Source organism: Chitinophaga tropicalis, assembly GCF_009758205.1.
In the GTDB taxonomy this organism is placed as follows: domain Bacteria; phylum Bacteroidota; class Bacteroidia; order Chitinophagales; family Chitinophagaceae; genus Chitinophaga; species Chitinophaga tropicalis.
Window position 1 is genome coordinate 17,249 of the sequence record NZ_WRXN01000004.1, and the last position, 22,916, is coordinate 40,164.

A 22,916-nucleotide genomic window follows, 5' to 3' on the forward strand; every position below is an offset into this window, starting at 1 on the left:
TTTGCGTTACAAAGAACCTGTGAGACTTTTCAGTTCAGCTATTGCCAGTAAATAGGATAAGCGGGCGGCATAATAGTCTGCCTCTGCTTTTGCCAGACTCGCTTTTACCTCTGCCATTGAGGTTTTGATATCAAGACCTGAAGCCTGTTTATCTTCCTGTAACTTCAGTTCTTCATTGCGGTATTGTACCGCTTTACCTGCCACATCCATGAGCGCTGCGGCCTGGTTTATTTTGCGATATGCTTTGTCGACTTCGACATTAAGCTGTTGCTGCTGATAAGCTATGTTATACTCTGATTGTTTCAGCTGTGCCTCCCGCTGATGCAATACCTGCTGACCGGAGAAAAGGTCCTGTATATTCCATTTCAGGTTGATGCCTACATACGGGCTACTGCCGGGCAACAAAGGATTGCCTTTCTGGTAGTAATACCCGCCTATCAGCCCTATATCGGGAAGGCGGCTTTGCTTCGCGGCCTTTATACCCAGGAGGGCCTTATCCCTGCTTAGCAGCGCTATCTGCATATCAGGGTTGGTTGTAATACCAGTGTGATAGCTCTCCAGGGTTGCAAGCGGTTCAATGGAAGGGTTGACGGGTGCAATATTGATATTGCCGGCGTTGATATTTGTTACGTTCAGCAGTTCGCTTTTGTAATCCTGGATGAGGATGTTCTGTTTAAGCACATTCTGTTGTTCTTCCGCCATTTGGGCTTTCAGTCCCGCGATATTTACACCGATTGTTTTTCCCGCTTCCAGGGCAGTTTCTGCATCAAGCAGTTTTGCCTTTGCCAGCTCCAGCCGGGCTGAAGCTTCTTCCTGCTGCTTTTGCGCTATCAGTATGCCGTAATATAATTTTTGAACTGCCAGCTTCAGCTCCCTGGAAAGTTTGGTCTTTTCCTTTTCTGATAACTCTATCTCCTTCCTGTCTATGTCAAGTCCAGTCTTAATCTTAGCCTGCTCCAGGAGGGGCTGATAGGCTGACAGTTCAATATTGTAAGTGGAACGTTGTCCCAGTTTCAGTTTAGTATCTGTTTCCGGCAGCAGCTGGGTACCACCTGTACCTACAGGGACTGAGCCTATCATACCTGCCGGGATCACTAAATCCGGCAGGGAGAAATTATACTGATAAGTACCAGAGAGAGAAGCAGCGGGATATCTTTTAATACCGTCTTCTTTCAGCTTACTCATTTTTTCCCGGACCTGCCAGCTTTTGATGGCCAGCAGATGGCTATTGGCCGTTGCCGAATCCATTAATTCCTGCAGCGTGTAAGTTTTGTTATCCTGCGCCTTTATGGCCGAAAAGCCCATGATGAGGACAAACGGCAGCAACAGGCAGCGTTTTATATCAAGCTTCATTTGAAACAGGTGTTGTGTTGATTTTAAATAGGTCCTTCTTATCCTTTTCGTTGATCATGGCTATGTACATGATGGGCACAGTAAGCAGGGCCATGATCATGCTCCATACTACACCGAAGGCGAGTACACTGGCCAGCGGCGCCCACATACCGGAGCCGGAGATGATCATGGGCAATACACCGATCGCAGCTGCCATGGCCGTAAGGAAAATGGGCCTTAATCTTCGTTTGGCCGATTCTATGGCAGCTGTTTTAATATCCATTCCCTGTTTCAGCAATACATTGGTATGATCTACCAGGATAATGGCATTTCTCACTACTATGCCGGACAGTGCTATCAGGCCTATGAAGGCGGTAAAGCTGAAGTTGTTATTGGTGGCTACCAGTCCGAGGATAGCTCCGAAGAGACTAAGCGGGATGGTCAGCATCACGATGATGGTTTCTTTCATGTTCCTGAACTGGAACAGGAGGATGAAGAATATAAGTGCAAGACTAATGAGCAGTGCCGTTACCATTTCTACAAACACTTCATCTTTGTTGGCTTCTTCCCCACCGTATTCAATGCGGTAGCCTTCCGGCAGTTTCAGCTTTTCTACTTCGGGCCTGATGGCTTCCAGCAGTTCTGCCGGGAGCACTCCTTCGGCTGTTTCACTCTGTACGGTGAGGGTCCTTACTCCGTTACGGTGCATAATCTTACCTGTCTGCCATTGGGGCACAAGGTCTGCTATCTGTCGCAGGGGCGCCTGTGCACCTGTGACGGGCGATGTGAGATAAATATTACCCAGGTCTGTAAAGTTCTTCCTGCTGGCTTCATCAAGCCTGAGTACGATGTTGACAGGTGTGCTGCCTTCGTACATGCTGGATACGGGTGCCCCGCTGAAGCCTGTGTAGACAGATTGCCCTACACTGGTAGTTGTAAAGCCCATCCGTTTTCCTTCTTCTTTGAGCTGTAAGCCAATGCCGTAATAATCTTCCGAAAAATCGTCCCGTACGAACCGGCTACCGGCTGTCTTTTTCAGTATGCCCGTGATGCTGTTCCTTATGTTTTTCAATGTGGTGATGTCTTCTCCTATGATCCTTACTTCTACAGGTGCGCTCATAGATGATCCCTGCTGCATCAGTTTCACGAAGAAGGTGCCATCTGCCGCCAATCTTCCTACTTTCCGGCTCAGTTCTTCCGCCAGTTCTTCTGTTGTTTTTGCATCGGTTGTATTTACCAGGATCAGGGCATAATTACTGGTGGGGAACTCCGGTGTGAAGTTGTAATAGAACCTGGGAGCGGATGTTCCGGTAAAGGTGGCGTAGGATAATACCCTTTTATCCCCTTTGATCAGCTTTTCAGCCTTTAAAATGGTTTCATTTGTTTTTTCCAGCCGGGTACCTGTAGGCATCCAGAGCTCTACGATGAACTGGTTACGTTCTGCGGGCGGGAAGAACAGTTCGCGTACGCCGAACTTCAGTAAGAGGGCCATTAATACGAGGGAGAAAAAGCTACTGATAACAGTCAATTTAGGATGCTTTATGCACCATGCCAGGACAATATCATATCCGTCCTGCATGTATGTAAGCAGGGACTTACGCTTATGCTTATGTTCTTCCTGTGAATGCAGGCCTTTCTTAATGAATGTATAGCATAGCAGGGGTGTCAGGAAAAGCGCTACGAAGTAGGAAGCGATCAATGCGATGGCTACTGTAACGGGCAGGGTAGCTATAAATTCTCCTGTAGAACCGCTGATCAGTATCATGGGCATAAAGGAGGCGATGATAGTAATAGTGGCTACCAGTACAGGTATGATAAGATCGTGCGCACTGCGCCAGGCGGCCGTCCACCGGTCTATGCCTTCGTCCAGCAATTCTACATAGTTGTCTGCTATAACGATGGCATCATCCACCACCATCCCCAACACCAGTATCAGTGCCGCCAGGGATACCTGGTGTAGTTCAATACCCAGGGCATCCATGATGGCAAATGTGAGGGCCACCGTCATAGGAATGGCCATGGCAGCTACTGAGGCTATACGTAAGGGCAACAGCAGGATCACTACTACGATAACGGAGGCTATGGCCAGGAAGAATTCTTTGATGAAGTGGGAGATGTTCTCATCTACCAGCGTGGGCTGGGAAACCAGTGTTGTCAGCTTAATCTCAGAGGGGATCAGTTTCCTGGCGGCATCGATCTTCTTTTGAACGGCTTTGCCAAAGTCTACTATGTTATTGCCTTCGTGCATCTGTACGCTGAGCATGATGGCTTTATTGCCATTAACGGTAATGATGCTTTCCGGTTCTGCATAATTTCTTGTCAGGTCTGCCACATCTCCCAGTTTAATTATGGCGCCGGTTGGGGAAGCTCCGATGATCTGGTCTGCCAGGTCTGTCTGGGTGTTGAAGTATCCGTTGGTATACAGAGGTGCTTTCCTGGCATCTGTTTTTACTTCTCCGGTTGCGGTGATACTATTCTGTGATTGCAGCAGTTGCACAACCTGATCAAGCGGGACACCATATTGTGCCAGTCGCTCGGAATTGGATGAAACCACGATCTGTTCCTGCTGATCTCCAATACGTTTGATCTTGGATGCGGCCGGTAGTGTGCGGATCTGTTCTTCCACTTTCTTTGCATAGGTTTTCAGTTCCTCGTAGCTGGCCTGTTTGCTTTCCAGCGCAATTACCATGGCTTCTGTGTCACCAAAGTCAGAGTCTACGATAGGGCCGGTCACGCCTTTGGGCAGGTCCAGCTCTTTCGAGATGAGCAGCTGGTGTCTCAGCTTGCTCCAGAAGATATCCGGTTGCTTCACGGCCGGTGTAAGCTCTACGGTGATCACCGTCATGCCATCTTTGGTGGTTGACACCGTTTTGGTCTTATCTACTTCTTCATATTGAAAGAGGTACTGTTCCAGTTTTTTAGTCACCTGGTCTTCTACCTGTGCTGAATTGGCACCCGGGAAATAAGCTATTACAAGGCCCTGACGGATAGTGATCTTCGGGTCTTCCCGGCGTGGCATGTCCAGCAGGGAGTTGACGCCAACAGCAAAAAGCATGAGCAGTACTGCCAGCGTGACCTGTTTATATTTAAGTGCAGCTTCTATGAAATTCATGGTCCGGTTATTTTACAACAGTGATTGTAGCGCCATCAGATAATTTTGACTGTCCGGAGGTAATGATGGTCTCACCGGCAGCAAGACCATTCATTACCTGGATCTTATTGTCCATCATTCTACCAAGGCTCACCTTGCGTTTGAAAGCTTTGTGCTGTTCCTTATCTACTACGTACACATAGCTCTGGTTATCCAGGTCGCGGATAACGCATTCAGCAGGTACTGTGATGCCCTGACTGCTGCCGGTCCCTTTCATCCTGGCTTCTGCAATCATACCGGGGCGTATCTGTAATCCTGTATTCTCCACTTCAATCTTTATCATAAAAGCCCTGGAAGTGGCATCTGCAACAGCGCCGACTTCAGTCACTGTTCCATTAAATGTTTTCTTCAATGCGGAAATGCTGATCTCTGCCGGTTGACCAATATTTACCTGGTGTAATTCACCTTCAGGGATATAGGCTGAAACGATAATCTTTTGTATATCAGCAACTATGAATAAAGGCGTACCTGCGGCTATAACTTCACCTACTTCTGTCTGTTTGCTTAACAGTACACCTGTTAACGGAGAATACAGTCTTGTATCTGCCAGGTTCTTTGTTTCCAGCTTCTGTTGCAGGCCGGCCTGCTGAAGGGAAGAAGATATCTTTGAAAAATCGCTTTCACTGACGCTTCCTTTTTTATGCATCAGCTCCAGGCGTTTATACTCGTCTGTTACTGAGTTAAGCTGTACATCAGCAAGCTGTTTGGCAAGAGAGTAATTGGTTGGTTCAAGGCGGGCAAGTAACTGGCCTTTTGAAACAGGTTCACCTTCTTTGCTGGAAATGAACTCTACTTTACCGGGTACCATAAAGCCAAGTTTAACGGTTGTTTTACCTTCAACAGTACCGCTCAGAGAAATTTCGTTAGATAGTTGCTGACCTGCAAGAGTGTGCACTGATACGTTTAAAGCCGTGTCAGCTTCATTCTTTGCCTGTTCTTTGGTAGTATCACAAGCCGCAAAAAGCGGTACGATAAGAGACAGGAGGATACGATACTTCATAAAAAGTATAATTTTAAAATGTGAGTTTATATGTTGAACTAGTAAGAGAAGAATTGTTCCTGAATGGTAATATGCTCTATACCAAGAAACCGGAGGAGATCAATAGCATTCTCTGTAAAGGCTTTACCGGCTGAGACGATGAACTTCATCTCAACAGCAGTATTAGCATTGATCACAGCTTCAATGTTGTCCTGGTTTAAAATGACGACCTTGCCGGGAGCAAATGATTCATAGCTTATATATAGCCTGGAGGGAAAATGCTTCTCCAGGATGTTCAGCTCTTTCAGGAAAATGGTGTTATCATCATGTAAATAATAAAGTAATGTTATCATTACATCAGAGTTATCTGCCAGCCTGGATTTCAGCTCCGGGAAGACAGAGGCCATACCAATTTCGTCTGCAAGAAATATCAGATGAGTGTTCATTACTTTCCGTTTCTCAATTTTCAATGCAAAGGAAAGGACAATAAGCGAGGTGATTTTTAATCCAGATTAAAAAGGAAAAGGGCTAACTATAGTGGTTAATATCTGAAAACTTATTTAATCCAGATTAAAAAGTGAAGGAGTTAACTGTAATGGTCAATGCCTGGAATTTTATTTAATCCAGATTAAAAAATGTGAGCCGTTAAGAAGGATCAGATCGCCTCTTATCTTCTGCCTCTTATTACGCTGAGTGTTTGCTGTGTTATTCCGAGGTAAGACGCAATATGGCCAAGCGGTACCCTCAGTAAGATGCCAGGGTATGTTTCCATCATTGCTGTATAGCGTTGTTCTGCTGTCTGGAATTGAATAGATTCCAGCTTTAAGGAGAACATATTGATCAGGTCAAAACAAACATACAGGAATACCTGCTGTAACATTGGGATCCTGGTAAAGAGATTTTGTAAGTCTTTATAAGCGATGACCCTGACTGTGGTGGGTTCAAGTACCTCCCAGCCATAGGGCTCAGGTTTTCCGTCAGTAAAGCTGGAAAGAGAGGCTGTAAAGGTACCCTGATCGGAAAAGAACTGTGTAATATCCTTGTCTTCTTTATAATAGAAGATCCTGACAAGGCCTTGTTCTATAAAGAATATCCTGTCTGAATAGCTTCCCGACTTTATGAGGAGCGCTCCTTTATTGTAGGTCTCGGTATGGAAGGCTTCATTGATCTCCTGGCATTCCTGCTCAGTGAAATTTACCTTTTGAGTAATGAATTCTATGAGTTCCATTGTTCAATTTGGCTGAAAAAATAAACATTTTTTCCGTTATAGTATGCCTGGATCTGTTAACAGAAAATTAAAATGAGGGAAAAGTTATTGTTCTACATCAATGATTCGCATCAAAGGTGTTATTGATAGGCGTCATTGGTCAATTTCCGCCTTTTGCTGAACATTTGTCATGAATACTATTATTCTAAGGAATAATTCCTGATCCTTATGATACTGACAATAACCATGAACCCAGCTATAGATAAAAGCAGCGTACTGGATAAAATGATCCCTGAGAAGAAGCTGCGTTGCGGACAGGCCTTTGTAGAAGCAGGAGGAGGAGGCATTAATGTCAGTAAGGCGATAAAAGAACTGGGAGGTGAAAGTTGCGCATTATTTCCGGCAGGCGGTCTGAACGGGAAGCTTTTACAGCAATTGCTTTGTCATGCCGGTATTCCAAGTTCTGTGATAGGAATAGGGGGAGAAACCAGGGAAAACTTTACTATCACTGAACAATCCTCCGGTCTTCAGTACAGGTTTGTATTGCCAGGTCCTGTGTTGCAGGGAGAAGAGACGGCCAGATGTCTTCAGACTATAACATCAATGGCTCCAGTACCTGATATTATTGTGGCAAGCGGTAGTTTGCCACCGGGTGTACCTGACGATTTCCTGGCAAAGCTGGCAAGGTATTGTAAAACTGAAGGTCTCCGGCTGATCGTTGATACATCGGGCCATCCTCTTCAGCTGGCTGTGAGGGAGAGCATTTACCTACTCAAGCCCAATCTTACTGAGTTATGCAGCCTGAGCGGGAGGTCTTACCTAGAGCTGGATGAGGTGGCGAATGTGGCGAGGGGGATAATAAAACAGGGATATTGTGAGGTAATGATTGTATCTATGGGGCCTGCCGGCGCTATGCTGGTTACGGCAGATGCAAGTGAGATCATCACTGCACCTATAGTAAAAAGGCAAAGTACAGTAGGTGCAGGAGATAGTATGGTGGCAGGTATTACATGGATGCTTGATAACGGGCATTCTCTTTATGAAGCGGCCAGGTTTGGCGTGGCATGCGGTACTGCTGCCACAATGAATCCAGGCACACAATTGTTTAAAAGAGAGGATGTCTACAGACTATATCAGTGGATCAATCAGCAGCATGAGAAAAGTTCCAGATAGTGAATAACCTCCTGCAATGACAATACCTTTAGCCCCTCCAATGTATTTCCTAAACCGGTATATATTCAGTATCAGTGAAATAATTGCTGTGTAATGATATGACTGTTGTGCAGGATCAGGTATTCGATTATGTTTTCCCTGCATACAACACCTGTCAACTGTTTGCCTGTCATAACCGGCAGTATTCTTTCTGTCTCTGCGGGTAATTCTTCCCAGGCTTTTATGGCCAGTTGGTTTCCGTCCAACGGAGATGAATCATGGAGGGTCAGTTCACCTACGGCCATCTCCTTTTCCTGTGCTGTGATATGCCGTAGAAGTGTTTTCCTGTCTACTATTCCTACAGGTCTGTCTTCTCCTATAATAACAAAATAAGGCTGACGGTAAGCGCCAAGTATGGCGACGGTATCTCCAGTCCTTACAGCAGCAGAAATTGTAATAAAATCGTTCGTTGCTACATCTTTTATTGTTAGTCCATCCAGTGCTTGACGTACCATCACATATTCGATCTCTGCGGTTCCCTGCAGCAACAGGATGAACCCGGTCACAACAAGCAGCAAGTTCAGGTTAAAGATCCCGGAGAGACATAATAAAATAGCGAATCCGCGTCCTATCCATACTGCAATGAGGGTAGCTTTGACGGGAGAGGTAAAGATCTGCAATATTCCGCGCAGAACCCTTCCGCCGTCCAGAGGGAAAGCCGGTATAAGGTTCAGCAGTCCCAGTGTCAGATTCACGAAATGTACGAAGAAAATAAAGTTGTGTCCATCCACACCTCCCATCATTGGCAGCATATGCCAGAAGGAAAAGGAGCCTGGTATAAAGGGTATCAGCAGGAGAGCTACCAGCAGATTCACAAGGGGGCCGCTTACGCTGACCATTATCTCCTGTTCCGGCCGTGAAGGTTGGTTTTTTAAGTGTGTTACTCCTCCTACAGGCAGGAGCAGGATACTCTTTGTAACAATGCCATAATACCTGGCCATTATCATATGTGCCAGTTCATGCAGCAATACTGATGCAAATAGTGCTGTCATAGCCAGCAGGGCCCATAGGGTATGAAAAGCTGACCTGTTATTAAGACTATCCACCAGCAGTATCCAGATGATCAATATTATAAATGTCCAATGGACGCCTACCTTGGTATTTTTCAGCCGGAAGAGGTTGAATGTTGGTTTCATGATAAAGAATTATATGACTGAAGTTCTTTAAGTAAGAGGAAACTATCAATGAATATGATAATTTATATCAGTGATTATGATCCTGTTTTTTGTTATAACAATCACCGGTATTGCTGATGCTGATCATCAATATCCGGCAATAGCGGGAGTAACTTTAAGTATATGACCTCAATCATTATGAAGACATTTATTTAACCTGATTTTTAACTACCAAGCAGTTGTTATGAAAAATGATTTGCAAATTCAACAGGACGTAATGGACGAACTGTTGTGGGAACCTTCCCTGGGAACCGCAGAGATCGGGGTTGCCGTGACGGAGGGTGTTGTAACGCTCAGCGGATACGTTAACAGTTACAGTAAAAAAATGGCTGCAGAAAAGGCGGCCAAAAGAGTGAAAGATGTTCAGGCTGTAGCGCTGGATATTGAAGTACATTTTCCTAAAGAAGATGGCAGGTCTGACACAGAGATCGCCAAAGCGGGTGTTGAAGCTTTGTCCTGGAGTACGGTGGTCCCTCACCACCAGGTGAGGCTGAGGGTGGAAGATGGATGGATTACGCTTGAAGGGGAAGTAGAATGGCAGTATCAGAAAGATGCTGCAGTAAATCTTGTCAAGGATCTGCATGGTGTGAAAGGCATCACCAACCAGATACTGCTCAAGCCCGTTCCTACACAGGCTATACTGAAGGACAAGATCAGACAGGCACTGGAGCGCAGTGCAAGTGTTGAAGCAGAGTCAATCAGTATACAAACGGAGGGACGTAAGGTGATCCTGAGGGGCAAGGTACGTTCCTGGAGCGAGAGATATGAAGCGGAGCGGGCTGCCTGGGCAACGCCCGGAGTTATTGATGTGAAAGATGAGCTGATCATCGCCCCATAATATGCAGCTATGTTCAACGATCCATTCATTCATCACACGATCTTTACCAGGAATCATTTGCTGCTTTTCCGTGCTGATATGCCTGTTGTAAAATGGGTCTGATATATAGTGGAAAAGAGATAGTGATATCCACTATCTCTTTCTCATGTACAGACAGAAGACTTTACAGTCTTACTCTTTGCTGGCATCAGGTTATTTGATCTCTATTTTTTTACTGTGATTTTCTTGTTTTCCGGCTTCCTTCTTAGGTAAAGTAAGTTTCAGCACACCATCGCGGTATACAGCTGAAATATTTTCTCTTACAACATTTTCGGGGATATTGAAACTACGACTAAAGCTGGAATAATTATATTCCTGCCGACTTACCTTTTCGTCAGCAGATTCTTTTTTCTCCTCTTTTTCGGCGCTGATTGTAATAATATTATCTTCCACGTCAATATTAAAATCTTCCTTTGTCATTCCGGGAGCCGCCATTGACAGCTTTATAACGTCTTTCTCCTCAGTGATATTAACTGCTGGCACAGTGGAAGTCCAGCTGCGGCCACCGTTTATATCAAACAGGTCTTTCCATGGCTTGAACATGTCATCGAAGAGCGAGGGCAACAGCGGAGTTGCCTTGGTTAAATTTGCAGACATAATTACCTCCTTTGTTTTTGGTTAAAAAATGAATGTATCATCCTATTTTTCTAAGTTACTGTAAACGAACTCTGTACAAAATGACCATCCTCAATCTGTACGATGATTATAATCACCTAGTGATTGTGAAAAGTCATATTTCACCATTACACATACATTATTTTTTCTAATCCGAACAGTTTTTTACTCTCCGGACTATAATGAATTTCAAAAGCAGTAACTTTAGGTACACTCTTAAGATAACCTTTGCATAAGCAGATATAATCAACCAAAATTCAATTTTTTATGGCCACTATACTGATCATTGAAGACAATGTCGATGTTCGTGAGAACACTGCTGAAATTCTTCAGCTTGCGAATTATAAGGTCTTTATGGCGGCGGATGGTAAGGAGGGAGTGAAGCTGGCTGAAGAGGTGCAACCGGACCTGATTGTCTGTGATCTTACAATGCCTTTGCTGGACGGGTATGGTGTTTTACATTTATTAAGCAAAAAAAAGGCTTCTTCTCCTGTTCCTTTTATATTCCTGACTGCAAAAAGCGAGCGGTCGGATGTACGTAAAGGCATGGAAATGGGTGCAGATGATTATATTACCAAGCCATTCAATCCCACTGAGTTGCTCAATTCTATAGAATGCCAGCTCCGGAAAGCAGCTGCAATCAGGAATTCATCAGATAAAGGCCTTGCGGGACTAAATTCACTCCTGGAGCTTGTAAGTGAAGGCGACCCTATGCAACCTTTAAAGGACGGCCGCAATATTAACAGGTACAAAAAAAAACAATGTATTTACCAGGAGACCAATCATCCTTCTCACCTATATTATGTAACGAAAGGGAAGGTCAAGACATACAGGAGAAATGACGATGGGAAAGAACTGATAACCGGATTATACAACGAAGGTGATTTTCTTGGTTATGGTCCACTGCTGGAAGGCGGTGTTTATCCGGATAGCGCGGAGGCTATGGCGGAAACTGAGCTGGCGCTTATTCCGCGTCGTGAGTTTGAAGAACTGACCAACAAAAATGTGCAGGTTATGCAGCGTTTTATACGACTGTTGTCAAATAATATACAGGAGAAAGAGATCCAGCTTTTGAATATTGCATATAATTCACTTAGAAAAAAAGTAGCAGATTCGTTACTGGCGGTGTATAAAAAATATAACTCTTCCGGTGCTGAAAACTTCGGCATCGACATAAGCCGTGAGAACCTGGCTGCAATAGCCGGAGTAGCAAAGGAATCAATGATCAGGACACTGGGAGATTTCCGTGACGAGAAATTAATAGACATCCGCGATGGTATTATTTACCTGCTGAATATTAAAAAGCTGAGTAATATGTACAATTAAAGGCTGTTCCTGGCATACCTTTCTACGCCCAGCTTTTTGATAATCCTGATGACAAAAAGGGAAACCAGACTGAAGAACAGGACAAGCAACGACTCTTCGAAATTTAACAAATGTAATCTGAAGGGCCGTGCCAATGCAGGAACAATTGTTACAAGAATTACAATACTACTGCTTAATACGAGCGCCAACCAGACGTACCTGTTATTTACAATGTAGTTGTCATGAAATGTATCTTTTGCATCTGTCATATTCAATACATGCAGTAACTGGGAAAAGATCAGTGTAAAAAACAAAACGTTGCCGGCATTCATGGATGTAATGACAGCGACCTGTCCTGCAAGTAATGTAAAAGTTCCGATTATAACAGCATAGATCACTATAGCTTTCCATTTTGCCCGGGATATAACAGGAGCACTTAACAGTCTCGGTGTTTTCTTCATTACAGCATCGTCCCCCTTAGTTATACCCAATGCCAGTGCAGGCAACACGTCGGTCACGAGATTGATAAGTAGTATCTGCAGTGGCAGCAGACGGAACGGCAGGTCCAGTAATGCGATAGTCCCTACTATCAGTAATTCGCTCAAATTACAGGAAAGCAGATAGATGATAAAACGCCTGATGTTATCGAATATGATCCGTCCTTCCCTGATGGCTTTTACGAGGGAGTTAAAAGAATCGTCCTGCAGGATCATATCTGCAGCTTCTCTGGACACCTGCGAGCCTCTGATACCCATAGCAATACCGATATCTGCCTTTCTGAGAGCGGGGGCGTCATTCACCCCATCTCCTGTCATAGCTACCACTTCGTGTTCTTCCTGCAGCACCTTGATATAATCCAGTTTCTGCGCGGGGGATACCCGTGCAAAGATGCCGGTTTGCAGCCAGTACTTTTTCCCTGTTGCATCCAGTTCGTTGAAAGGCGGCATCTCACGTCCTGTAATGGCCCTGGTATTATCTGCCAGTCCAAGCTGGGATGCGATGTGAATAGCGGTAGCTGGATGGTCTCCAGTCAGCATAACTACCCTGATACCGGCAGATCTGCACTGACTGAGGGATGCGGCAATATCCATCCGGGGTGGATCAAGGAAACCACCCACACCTATGAATATCAGTCCATCCAATATTGCATGCCTTGATTCTTCGCATTCATTATATGCGAAAGCCAGGGGTTTCAGTCCTTCCCCTGCCAGCCACGCGGTGTGCTTAAGCCATTTGTTTACGTCTCCGGCATTCAGTTTCCTAACCTCATTGTTCTCAAGGATGTGGGTACAATGCTGCAAAAGATCTTCTGCTGCGCCTTTTGCTGTAACCAACATACGATCTCCTCCCTGGTGCTGCATAGCCATAATACGGGTTTCTGAGGAAAAGGGATATTCACCTGTCTTTGCGTAGGTGGCCACGCCATTACAGGTATCACATCCATGCTGTATAGCAAATTTCAACAGGCTTATTTCCAGTGGGTCTCCCGTGGTATTGAGTTTTCCGTCTTTCCCGGGACTGACGGAAGCAGTATTACATAACACGGCCACCTGGTAAAACCGTTTATAGCTTTCGTCAGATCTTATACTTGAGGGAGCCTCCTTATTCCAGGTAAATGCGGGAGGAAAGGCCAGTTGGACCAGTTCAAGATCATTTTCGGTAAGGGTGCCGGTTTTATCTGTACAGATAACGGTAGTAGCTCCAAGTGTTTCTACAGCCATCAAATGTTTTACGATTATACATTGCTTTGCCATCCGTATCATTCCTCTGGCCAGGGCAAGTGTAGCCACAACTGGTAGTCCTTCGGGAATGGCAGCAACACTAAGGGCGATGGCTATTCTGATTATTTCTATCAGCGGCTGGCGATTAACAAGTCCTGCAACAGCAATAAACGCCACCAGGATAAGGGAGAGGATGAGGAGCTGGCTGCTGAAGACAGCCAGTTTCTTTTCCAGTGGAGTGGCGGGCTTTATTGTGGTCTCCAGCATTTCAGCGATATTTCCCAGTTCTGTTCTCATCCCTGTTGCCGTACATAGCATTGTTACAGTTCCCCTCCGTATGGCCGTTCCCTTAAAAAGGCAATTGGTTTGCTCTGCCAGGAGTACTTCAGTTGTAATGTCTCTTTCATTCTTTTCCACTGGTACTGACTCTCCAGTCAATGTTGCTTCGTCCACCAATAGTCCGGCGGTTTTGATAATCCTGCCATCAGCGGGTACTATATCTCCTGCCTCGAGGTAGATGACATCTCCCGGAACTATATTTTCTGCTTCCAGTATCTGCAGGATGCCGTCCCTGTATACTCTTACGCTTACGTGGGTAAGCTGTTTCAATGCGTTCATGGAACGTTCTGCCTGGAATTCCATTAGAAAGCCGGTCAGTGTATTAATAGCGATGACAATCATGATGGCTACTGCATCCGGCCATTCCCTGTAAATGGCGGTAAGAGCAGCTGCCACCAACAGCAGGTATACAACAGGGCTTTTATACTGGCGCAGAAACAATAGCAGTATGTTAAATCTACGGCCTGTGCTGATAATATTAAAGCCATTGGCCGACAAGCGGCTGGCAGCCTCCTGCGAAGACAATCCTTTTTCAGTATCAGTGTCCAGCAATTCTTCAAGTGATGGGATGCTGTGTTTATATGCTTTTAATTTTATGCTCTCCATGGTCATGTTGTAACATGGGTTTTGGACCGACAGCCTGTAGCTCCTGCTCTGCCTCATTTATGTTCTTTATGCCTTTCAAAAGTGCATCAGGATTAAAGGCAATACTAGTAATCCCCCTGTTGACGAGGAATGCTGCAAACCCCGGAATATCGCTGGGAGCCTGTCCGCATAATCCTACCGGCCGGTGTGCTTTCTTTGCTTTCTTCAGCATCAGTGAAAGCATGCTCTTTACAGCAGGATCTTCTTCGGAGAAGAGACCAGATACCAGCCGGGAATCTCTGTCAATACCCAGTGTCAGCTGAGTAAGATCGTTTGAGCCGATGGAGAAGCCATCAAAGATTTCCGCAAACTGTTCTGCCTGCAATACGTTGGATGGTATTTCCGCCATGGCATATACTTCCAGTTCATTCCTTCCCCGTTCAAGGCCATATTCCTCCATTACAGACAGTACCTTTTTTCCTTCTGCAACGGTGCGGCAGAAAGGGATCATTACCTTCACATTGACCAGCCCCATGTTTTCCCTCACTTCCCTGATAGCGGCACATTCAAGTCCAAATGCTTCTTTATAGGCAGGATGGTAATAACGCGACGCCCCTCTGAAGCCCAGCATAGGGTTTTCCTCCAGAGGTTCAAATTCCTTGCCGCCTAAAAGCGACGCATATTCATTGGTCTTAAAATCGCTCGTCCTGACTATCACTTCCCTGGGGTAAAAGGCTGCCGCAATGGTAGCAATCCCTTGTGACAACCGTTCAACAAAGAAGCGGGTTTTGTCTGTAAATTGTTGTGTAAGCCGGCTGATCGTCTTTCTGGTCGTTTCATCTGCCAGGCGGGAATAATTCAAGAGAGCCATAGGATGGATACCTATTGTATGTGTAATGATAAATTCCATTCTCAGCAGCCCGACTCCTGCAGAAGGATATGCTGCCAGTTTAAAGGCCTTCCCTGGATCGCTCATAATAAGCAGGGGCTTTACACCGGATGGCATCGTAATGCAGGAAAGGTCAGTTTCTATTTTTTCAAATGGGAGTGCGCCTTCATATACATACCCTGTTTTACCTTCAGAGCAGTCTACGGTGATCTGCATACCCGTCTGAAGTTTTGCGGTAGCGCCGCTGCAGCCAACTATGGCTGGCACGTCCTGTTCACGTGCCACAATAGCTGCGTGGCTTGTACGTCCACCTGTATCTGTGATAATAGCTCCTGCTTTTTTAAGCACGGGGTCCCAGTCGGGGCTTGTACTCCTGGTAACGATGATCTCTCCCTGTTTCAGCTCGCCTGCAGCAGCCGGAGAATTCAATACCCTTACCACACCAGTTGCCACTTTTGTGCCTATAGCCTGCCCACTGACCAGCAATCTTCCTTTTTCCAGCAGCCGGTATTCATATTGTTCATGGCGGACCTTACGGGAGTGGACTGTTTCGGGGCGGGCCTGTACGATATACATTTTACCGTCCAGACCATCCTTCGCCCATTCAATATCCATCGGGCATTTGTAATGCTCTTCGATGGCAAGGCAATATCCGGCCAGTTGCAGTATTTCCTGATCGTCAAGTACCTGCCGGGATCTCAGCGAATCGGGTGTAGGCATATTAATGATCTCTCCGGTTTCATTTGAATAATTCATTGTCAGATGCTTCAGGCCTATCTTCTTTTGTATAATTGCCTGTTTACCTGCTCTCAGCGCAGGTTTGAAAATACAGAACTCGTCCGGTTCAACACTTCCCTGCACAATATTTTCACCCAGGCCCCAACTGCCTGATAACAATATAACATCCCTAAATCCGGATTCCGGTTCAAGGGTGAAAGCAACACCGGAACAGGCCAGGTCTGAGCGTACCATTTTCTGTATGCAGGTACAGAGCGCCACTTTTTTGTGTTCTATGCCGTTATCTTCCCGGTATTTGATGGCCCTGTCAGTAAAGAGGGAGGAATAACAGCGATGTACGGCATCCACTACAGCATCTTCATCCCGGATGTTAAGAAAAGACTCGTGCTGGCCTGCAAAGCTGGCATAAGGCATATCTTCCGCCGTGGCGCTGCTGCGCACAGCCACCGCAGCAGGCCTGTCTGTAGCCATTTTCACGTACTCTTCCTTTATGGCATTCCTGATCATTGCCGGTATTTCTGCCCCCAATACTATTTTCCTGGCTGCAGCGCCGATGTCTTTCAGGTTGCTGAACTGACGGCGGTCCAGTTCCGACATAAGCTTTTCAAGCGGTTCCCACAGGTTGTTAAAATCCAGGAAAGTCCACCAGGCAAAGGCCGTAATGGCAAATCCACCAGGGATATTAATACCTGATCCTGATAAACAGTTAATCATTTCGCCTATTGAAGCATTTTTACCGCCAACGGTTGCAACATCTTTTATGCTGATATCATTAAAATTTTTCACAAACGGTTCCATATTGCAAAGTTTAAACCCTTACTGGTGGGCGATGAATAATGGCCATTTCAGTTCAGCAGCCAGTATGTCTGCCATACTGGACCGGAAGAACCTTGATATAACATTTCTATCATAGGCACCTTGATGCCTTTCTGCATTTTGCATCTTCTTCATCCAGTTTCTCTATTTCCCTGTATGCATCATCACCGGATTCAGCAAGTACTTTATACCGGTTATAGCTGCTATAAGTGATATCGTTCATGAATACGGCCACCAGGTGTACATTAAGCTGTCTAGCAAGCATAATGCTGTAGGCCAGTGTGCTTTCAGAAAATCTCAGGCTATCAAAAGCTGCGATTATTTTTTTCATATGTGTGTTTTAACAATGAGAGGACCGATGAATATGATGATATAATTCAAAGCTATTCTTCTTAGAGCAGCATTCCGATAACTGCCATCCTCTTTGCCTACGATTATGATCATCTGTACAGGTGACGCACATCACTATTCCACACGATGACAAATACGTAACTTTAAGTAAAAGACCAGTCGCCCCTTTAACATACTATATTACCAGTTATGAAAGTTCCGTTGTAAACGGGAATTAAGCCTACATGTATGAACACTGAATCGATCCCCACTGAAATGGAAGCAATGGTACTCAGAGCGCCCGGCAGGCCGCTTTGCCTCCAATTCATACCGGTACCTGTTCCTAAGGCCGGCCAGGTGCTGATAAAAGTGCTGGCTTGTGGTATTTGCAGGACAGATCTTCACATTATTGATGGTGAATTACCTGTACCACATTTACCGTTGATACCAGGTCATGAGATTGTGGGCACAGTTGCTGCCGTTGCTGACGATGTTACACATCTGAAACCGGGTGATGAAGTGGGAGTACCGTGGCTGGCATATACCTGCGGAAAATGCAGTTACTGTTTACGAAACCAGGAGAATCTCTGTGAGAATGCGTTATTTACCGGCTATACCATGAATGGAGGATATGCTGAATATACGGTAGCGTATGCGAAGTATTGCCTGCCGCTTCCCCGCATGTATGCCAATGCCTCCGGTGCGCCCCTGCTTTGTGCAGGGTTGATTGGCTACCGGTCATGGAGAATGCTCAATGAGCATGCGCGGCATATAGGTATATATGGTTTTGGGGCTGCCGCTCATATATTGACCCAGATAGCGTGCTATGAAAAGAAATCGATTTATGCCTTCACAAAAAACAGGGATGAGAACCTGCAGGCTTTTGCCAGGGAGCTGGGAGCCGTCTGGTCAGGCAGTTCATTACTATCGCCTCCCGTTATGCTTGATGCGGCCATAATTTTTGCGCCGGACGGTACGGTGGTGCCAACAGCACTGTCTCATACCGACAAGGGGGGGCAGATCATCTGTGGAGGTATTCATATGAGCGATATACCGTCTTTTCCATATAAACTTTTATGGGGAGAACGTTCTATACGTTCTGTAGCCAATCTCACACGTAAGGATGGGGAAATGCTGCTGGATGTGGCCCCTAAGATCCCGGTAAAAACAACGGTTCACACCTTTTCCCTGCAACAGGCTAATGAAGCGCTTGAGAGCCTCCGGCAGGGCAAGCTCAGAGGAGCGGCGGTACTGGCGATAGAGACTCTAATTAAACCGTAATATATGTATTTGACCATGGCTACCACACCAGTTAAAACAAAGTACCGGGGGCTTGCCCTGGCCGACATAGTACCGCGGCAAAAGCAGTATGGTAAAAACGTTTTAAAAGCCGGGCAACCTAACAGGCTGCCAGGTATACTAATAAACATTGTGAGAGAACCTATGTTCCTGCTGTTACTTGCAGCATGTGTCCTTTATTTTTTACTTAACAGTTTTACTGAAGGTTTCATGATGCTGATGGCTATCCTGCTGGTTACAGCTATATCTGTTTACCAGGAAAACAGGAGTTCCCGGGCTCTTGAAGCGTTAAAACAATATTCAGCCCCTCTTTGTACTGTAATACGGGAGAATAAAGAAATGACAATCCCTGCTGCCGACCTGGTACCGGAAGATATACTGTTGCTTCATGAGGGAGAAATAGTGCCTGCAGATGTTATTCTGCTGGAGGCCAATGACCTCACCGTCAATGAATCCCTGCTTACGGGAGAGGCGTTTCCTGCAGGCAAAGAGGCAGATGGTAAGACCATGTTGTACCAGGGAACAACCCTCAATTCCGGTGCATGTGTTTCCCGCGTAATGACAACAGGTAACGCTACGTTGCTGGGGAAAATGGGCAAATCGATCCAGGAACCAGACCTGGGCAGTACATTGCTGCAACGGCAGATGAAGGTCCTGGTGCGCCGGCTTGCTATCTTTGGAATAACAGGGTTTATTTTTGTATGTGGCATTAACTTCTTAAGGAGCGGAGATATAACGGGTAGCCTGCTATTGGGCCTTACACTCGCCATGGCTGCCATACCAGAAGAGATCCCGGTTGCTTTTTCGTCTTTTATGGCCCTTGGAGGTCTTTATATGAGCCGGATGGGTATTATTCCGAAGCAATCCAGGATCATTGAATACCTGGGTGCAGCCAGTGTATTATGTCTCGATAAGACAGGCACTATTACAGAGAATAAAATGCAGGTGGCAGATCTTTATGATGTACACAGGGGAATATTGCCTACCGGCATAGCGGCACCGGCAGCAGGCAACCATTTACTTTACTTCGCAGCCCTTGCCTGTGAAAGATCACCTTTTGACAGTATGGAAGTTGCTATTACAGAGGCTTTCCTGCATAGTGGCGGGTCGGATAACATGCTTCCTCCGATGATACATGAATATCCGCTGGAAGGGCGTCCTCCTATGATGACCCATGTATACAGGCGCGATAATAACATAGTTGCAGCAGCAAAAGGCGCTCCGGAAAGGATTTTGCGAGCCTGCCGGAGTGACGCCCAAACCGTTGCCGCTTCCATGGCCTTTGTCAATAAAATGGCGAAGAAAGGCCACCGTGTGCTAGGCATAGCAAGCGCCATACTGAAAGATGACAACTTTCCTTTCTGCCAGGATGATCTGAACTGGCAACTGGAAGGAATGGTGGCATTATATGATCCTCCAAGAAAGGAAGCCGCGCCAATGATCTCTGCGCTCAGCAGAGCCGGTCTCAGGGTGAATATCATTACGGGCGACTATCCCGTTACAGCCTTGTATATAGCAGGCAAAACAGGTATTACGCATAAGGGACATTGCGTTACGGGCGAACAGGTGATGAGTATGAGTGATACTGATCTGAAAGACCTGGTAAAACATGAGTCAGTATATGCAAGGATGTTCCCTGAAGCTAAGCTAAAAGTAATAGAAGCGTTGAAGGCAAATAATGAAATTGTGGCTATGACAGGGGATGGTGTAAATGATGGCCCTGCGCTGAAAGCTGCACACATAGGAATAGCCATGGGCAAAAAAGGGACGGAGATTGCGAGAATTGCTGCAGATCTTGTTATTACAGATGACAATCTCAGTAAAATACCTGCTGCCGTTGAACAGGGCAGGAAGATATACAATAACCTAAAGAAGGCCGTACGCTACATTATCTCTATTCATATCCCTATTATACTGACAACAGCGATTCCACTTGTATTCAGCTGGAAGTACCCGAATATATTCACCCCTGTACATGTAATTTTTCTTGAGCTGATCATGGGGCCAACCTGTTCATTGTTCTATGAAAAGGAGCCAGCCGGGCCCCGTATTATGTATGCTCCTCCACGTAGCAGTTCTGCTCCGTTGCTTACCGGAAAAGAGTTACTGGTGAGTATTATACAGGGTCTGGCTATAACAGCCGGAGTGCTGACCATATATGCTTCTTCTATGCAGCAGGGCAACCTGGAAGAAACGCGCACCCTGGTTTTTCTTACATTACTGTATAGCAATATCTTCCTGACATTTGCCAACAGGTCATTCACCGAACCGTTTGAGCTGACTATAAAATACAGGAACAGGCTTTCTCCAGCCGTAATAACGGTGTCAGTTCTTTTCATAGCTGCTATTTATCTGGTACCTTCTATAAGGAATGTATTTGGAATGACAACTGTTGCAGGTATTCAGTTCTTCATATGTGCCGTTATTGCATTTTGCAGCGTTGCATGGTTTGAGGTGTTCAAATACTTCAGGTACAGAAAATAATTATGGATAAAATCCAGGTTATATTTTATTCTCTCAACAGGGAGAATCTTTTAAAAAGGATCACTCTTTTAGAGCGGTATTTTTCTATTGCATATTTCTTAATATGTGCAAGAGCTTCTTCTTCAGAATCTGTAAATAACATATATTTTAAGTCATTCTTATCTATCATGCCTGTTTCCAGCATATTGCTGAAAAGAGGCATAAGTGGTTCCCAGTAGCTCTTCCCCATGAGCACTACCGGGAAGTCCAGTATCTTTCTTGTCTGGATCAGAGTAAGTGCTTCAAAGAATTCGTCCATTGTACCAATACCTCCGGGCATAATGACGAAGGCATAAGAGTATTTGAACATGAGCACTTTCCGGATAAAGAAGTAATCACAGCTAAAGTATTTATCCATGAATGGATTAGGGCATTGTTCTTTAGGCAATTTGATATTACATCCTACTGAATATCCGTTAACGGATTTCGCGCCTTTATTGGCGGCCTCCATAATGCCTGGTCCGCCGCCTGTCATCACAGTAAAACCGAGGTTTGCAATGCCCGCGCCTATTCTGTGGGCGGCCTCATAATATGAAGTACCAGGCTTGACCCTTGCAGAACCGAATACGGAAACACATGGGCCAACGAAATGAAACATTCTGAATCCGCGGATGAATTCAGAGAATATTTCTATAGCGAAGAGAGCTTCCCGCAGCCTGGAACGCGGTCCTTCAAGAAAGTATCTTTCTTCGCTGGCGGGGAAGCCAGATACAGTACCATTTTGTTTTTCCGTTTCAACAGATCCGTTCATACGACTCACAACTTACAGATCATTCGATATTATTACCTTCAACGTCTTTTCCTTTTCGGCCTGGCCAAACGTTTCATATGCCTGTAATATTTCCGTCAACCGGAACCGGTGTGTGATCAAAGGCATTGGATCAAGTTTTTTTGAAGCAACGGTTTTCAGCAATAAAGGGGTACTAGCCGTGTCCACCAACCGTGTAGTGATAGTGATATTTTTGGCCCATAAATCTTCAAGATGGAGTGCAGCTGACTTACCATGTACTCCTACATTCGCTATTCTTCCTCCGGGGCCGATAAGCTTTTCACACAATTCGAAAGTGGCAGGAATGCCAACTGCTTCGATGGCTGTATCTACGCCACGATTGCCGGTGACAGACAAAACCTTTTCCAGGACATTTTCCTGTTTACTGTTAATTGTATGTGTGGCTCCGAATTTCTTTGCTACTTCCAGGCGGTTATTATCCAGGTCTATCATAATAACAGCAGCCGGCGAGTAGAACTGAGCGGTCAGTAATGAGGCCAGGCCTATGGGACCGGCTCCTACTATTGCTACGGCGCTTCCGGGTTGTACCTTTCCATTCAGGACTCCGCACTCATAACCTGTGGGCAAAATATCGCTCAGCATTACCAGGGCTTCTTCATTTACACCGGCGGGTATATGATAAAGGCTGGTATCAGCGTATGGTATTCTTACATATTCAGCCTGTGTACCATCTATCAGGTGCCCCAATACCCATCCACCGTTAACACAATGAGAATACATGCCTTTACGGCAATACTCACATCTGCCACAGGAGGTGATACAGGAAATGAGCACATGGTCTCCTTTTTTAAAATCTGTTACCGCACTACCTGTTTCTTCTATCACCCCTACTCCTTCATGGCCGAGGATACGTCCGGCTGTTACTTCCGGAACGTCTCCTTTCAGTATATGCAGGTCAGTGCCGCAGATGGTTGTTTTCAGGATCTTTACAATGGCATCAGCAGGTTGCTGGATAGAGGGCCTGGGCCTTTCTTCAAAACCTTTATGACCGGGGCCATGATATACAAGTGCTTTCATGTTTATACTTTTTTCA

General features: G+C 45.5%; 17 protein-coding genes. 5 read left to right on the forward strand and 12 right to left on the reverse strand.

Translation table 11 applies throughout. The features are described 5' to 3' along the window. Window positions 1-6: 6 nt before the first annotated feature. The 5 genes from GO493_RS10630 to GO493_RS10650 form a co-directional block, all read right to left on the reverse strand. Complete coding sequence (locus GO493_RS10630; RefSeq protein ID WP_157306145.1) at window positions 7-1,353, reverse strand: TolC family protein; 1,347 nt, start codon at window positions 1,351-1,353, stop codon at window positions 7-9. Then, a complete protein-coding gene (locus GO493_RS10635; protein ID WP_157306146.1) occupies window positions 1,343-4,444 on the reverse strand; it encodes an efflux RND transporter permease subunit in 3,102 nt (1,033 codons plus the stop codon). Before GO493_RS10635 ends, GO493_RS10630 begins: the two co-directional genes overlap by 11 nt. A gap of 7 nt (window positions 4,445-4,451) precedes the next feature. Then, window positions 4,452-5,483 (reverse strand): efflux RND transporter periplasmic adaptor subunit, encoded by a 1,032-nt coding sequence (locus GO493_RS10640; protein ID WP_157306147.1) that lies wholly within the window; start codon window positions 5,481-5,483, stop codon window positions 4,452-4,454. A 38-nt stretch (window positions 5,484-5,521) separates the two neighbouring features. Further along, a complete protein-coding gene (locus tag GO493_RS10645; RefSeq protein WP_157306148.1) occupies window positions 5,522-5,908 on the reverse strand; it encodes a hypothetical protein in 387 nt (128 codons plus the stop codon). 221 nt (window positions 5,909-6,129) lie between these two features. After that, a complete protein-coding gene (locus GO493_RS10650; protein ID WP_157306149.1) occupies window positions 6,130-6,690 on the reverse strand; it encodes a Crp/Fnr family transcriptional regulator in 561 nt (186 codons plus the stop codon). Window positions 6,691-6,897: 207 nt separating this feature from the next. Between GO493_RS10650 and GO493_RS10655 the strand changes: the two genes are divergently transcribed. Beyond that, window positions 6,898-7,842: a 1-phosphofructokinase family hexose kinase gene (locus tag GO493_RS10655; protein WP_157306150.1), complete on the forward strand. Its 945-nt coding sequence runs from the start codon at window positions 6,898-6,900 to the stop codon at window positions 7,840-7,842. Between the two features lie 71 nt (window positions 7,843-7,913). Here GO493_RS10655 and GO493_RS10660 read toward each other — a convergent pair whose 3' ends face one another. After that, the gene (locus GO493_RS10660) at window positions 7,914-9,017 is read right to left on the reverse strand and encodes a site-2 protease family protein (protein ID WP_157306151.1); all 1,104 of its coding nucleotides are present in this window, start codon (window positions 9,015-9,017) and stop codon (window positions 7,914-7,916) included. A 223-nt stretch (window positions 9,018-9,240) separates the two neighbouring features. Here GO493_RS10660 and GO493_RS10665 point away from each other — a divergent pair, with 223 nt between their 5' ends. Beyond that, on the forward strand, window positions 9,241-9,894 hold the full coding sequence (locus GO493_RS10665; RefSeq protein ID WP_157306152.1) for a BON domain-containing protein: 654 nt from the start codon (window positions 9,241-9,243) through the stop codon (window positions 9,892-9,894). A gap of 192 nt (window positions 9,895-10,086) precedes the next feature. On the opposite strand, the gene GO493_RS10670 is transcribed toward GO493_RS10665, so the two are convergent. Beyond that, a complete protein-coding gene (locus tag GO493_RS10670) occupies window positions 10,087-10,530 on the reverse strand; it encodes an Hsp20/alpha crystallin family protein (protein ID WP_157306153.1) in 444 nt (147 codons plus the stop codon). A gap of 285 nt (window positions 10,531-10,815) precedes the next feature. On the opposite strand from GO493_RS10670, the gene GO493_RS10675 reads away from it, so the two are divergent. After that, window positions 10,816-11,874, forward strand: a complete 1,059-nt coding sequence (locus tag GO493_RS10675) for a response regulator (protein WP_157306154.1) — start codon at window positions 10,816-10,818, stop codon at window positions 11,872-11,874. Here the strand turns inward: GO493_RS10675 and GO493_RS10680 are convergent. The 3 genes from GO493_RS10680 to GO493_RS10690 all read right to left on the reverse strand — a co-directional run bounded on the left by GO493_RS10680 (window position 11,871) and on the right by GO493_RS10690 (window position 17,272). Next, a complete protein-coding gene (locus tag GO493_RS10680; protein WP_198315676.1) occupies window positions 11,871-14,519 on the reverse strand; it encodes a cation-translocating P-type ATPase in 2,649 nt (882 codons plus the stop codon). The genes GO493_RS10675 and GO493_RS10680 overlap by 4 nt on opposite strands. Beyond that, window positions 14,491-16,923: a phosphoenolpyruvate synthase gene (gene ppsA, locus GO493_RS10685; protein ID WP_157306156.1), complete on the reverse strand. Its 2,433-nt coding sequence runs from the start codon at window positions 16,921-16,923 to the stop codon at window positions 14,491-14,493. The genes GO493_RS10680 and ppsA overlap by 29 nt, the downstream gene beginning before the upstream one ends. Window positions 16,924-17,032: 109 nt before the next feature. After that, window positions 17,033-17,272, reverse strand: a complete 240-nt coding sequence (locus GO493_RS10690) for a hypothetical protein (RefSeq protein WP_157306157.1) — start codon at window positions 17,270-17,272, stop codon at window positions 17,033-17,035. A gap of 248 nt (window positions 17,273-17,520) precedes the next feature. Here GO493_RS10690 and GO493_RS10695 point away from each other — a divergent pair, with 248 nt between their 5' ends. Continuing rightward, window positions 17,521-18,552, forward strand: coding sequence for a zinc-dependent alcohol dehydrogenase family protein (locus tag GO493_RS10695; protein ID WP_232538811.1), 1,032 nt, complete (start codon window positions 17,521-17,523; stop codon window positions 18,550-18,552). Between the two features lie 3 nt (window positions 18,553-18,555). Next, window positions 18,556-21,054 carry a cation-translocating P-type ATPase gene (locus GO493_RS10700; protein WP_157306158.1) on the forward strand — a complete coding sequence of 833 codons (2,499 nt, stop codon included), beginning with the start codon at window positions 18,556-18,558 and terminating at the stop codon, window positions 21,052-21,054. A gap of 25 nt (window positions 21,055-21,079) precedes the next feature. Here the strand turns inward: GO493_RS10700 and GO493_RS10705 are convergent, their stop codons facing one another. Beyond that, window positions 21,080-21,844, reverse strand: a complete 765-nt coding sequence (locus GO493_RS10705; RefSeq protein ID WP_157306159.1) for an LOG family protein — start codon at window positions 21,842-21,844, stop codon at window positions 21,080-21,082. Window positions 21,845-21,856: 12 nt separating this feature from the next. Then, complete coding sequence (locus tag GO493_RS10710; protein ID WP_157306160.1) at window positions 21,857-22,900, reverse strand: zinc-dependent alcohol dehydrogenase family protein; 1,044 nt, start codon at window positions 22,898-22,900, stop codon at window positions 21,857-21,859. Window positions 22,901-22,916 lie beyond the last annotated feature (16 nt).

Bases quoted from the DNA above. Each gene is read 5' to 3' on its own strand.
- GO493_RS10660 (WP_157306151.1), bottom strand. From the start codon at position 9,017: ATGAAACCAACATTCAACCTCTTCCGGCTGAAAAATACCAAGGTAGGC.
- GO493_RS10665 (WP_157306152.1), top strand. From the start codon at position 9,241: ATGAAAAATGATTTGCAAATTCAACAGGACGTAATGGACGAACTGTTG.
- GO493_RS10630 (WP_157306145.1), bottom strand. From the start codon at position 1,353: ATGAAGCTTGATATAAAACGCTGCCTGTTGCTGCCGTTTGTCCTCATC.
- GO493_RS10680 (WP_198315676.1), bottom strand. From the start codon at position 14,519: ATGGAGAGCATAAAATTAAAAGCATATAAACACAGCATCCCATCACTT.
- GO493_RS10695 (WP_232538811.1), top strand. From the start codon at position 17,521: ATGAACACTGAATCGATCCCCACTGAAATGGAAGCAATGGTACTCAGA.
- GO493_RS10645 (WP_157306148.1), bottom strand. From the start codon at position 5,908: ATGAACACTCATCTGATATTTCTTGCAGACGAAATTGGTATGGCCTCT.
- GO493_RS10635 (WP_157306146.1), bottom strand. From the start codon at position 4,444: ATGAATTTCATAGAAGCTGCACTTAAATATAAACAGGTCACGCTGGCA.
- GO493_RS10650 (WP_157306149.1), bottom strand. From the start codon at position 6,690: ATGGAACTCATAGAATTCATTACTCAAAAGGTAAATTTCACTGAGCAG.
- GO493_RS10640 (WP_157306147.1), bottom strand. From the start codon at position 5,483: ATGAAGTATCGTATCCTCCTGTCTCTTATCGTACCGCTTTTTGCGGCT.
- GO493_RS10705 (WP_157306159.1), bottom strand. From the start codon at position 21,844: ATGAACGGATCTGTTGAAACGGAAAAACAAAATGGTACTGTATCTGGC.
- GO493_RS10670 (WP_157306153.1), bottom strand. From the start codon at position 10,530: ATGTCTGCAAATTTAACCAAGGCAACTCCGCTGTTGCCCTCGCTCTTC.
- GO493_RS10700 (WP_157306158.1), top strand. From the start codon at position 18,556: ATGTATTTGACCATGGCTACCACACCAGTTAAAACAAAGTACCGGGGG.
- GO493_RS10690 (WP_157306157.1), bottom strand. From the start codon at position 17,272: ATGAAAAAAATAATCGCAGCTTTTGATAGCCTGAGATTTTCTGAAAGC.
- ppsA (WP_157306156.1), bottom strand. From the start codon at position 16,923: ATGGAACCGTTTGTGAAAAATTTTAATGATATCAGCATAAAAGATGTT.
- GO493_RS10675 (WP_157306154.1), top strand. From the start codon at position 10,816: ATGGCCACTATACTGATCATTGAAGACAATGTCGATGTTCGTGAGAAC.
- GO493_RS10710 (WP_157306160.1), bottom strand. From the start codon at position 22,900: ATGAAAGCACTTGTATATCATGGCCCCGGTCATAAAGGTTTTGAAGAA.
- GO493_RS10655 (WP_157306150.1), top strand. From the start codon at position 6,898: ATGATACTGACAATAACCATGAACCCAGCTATAGATAAAAGCAGCGTA.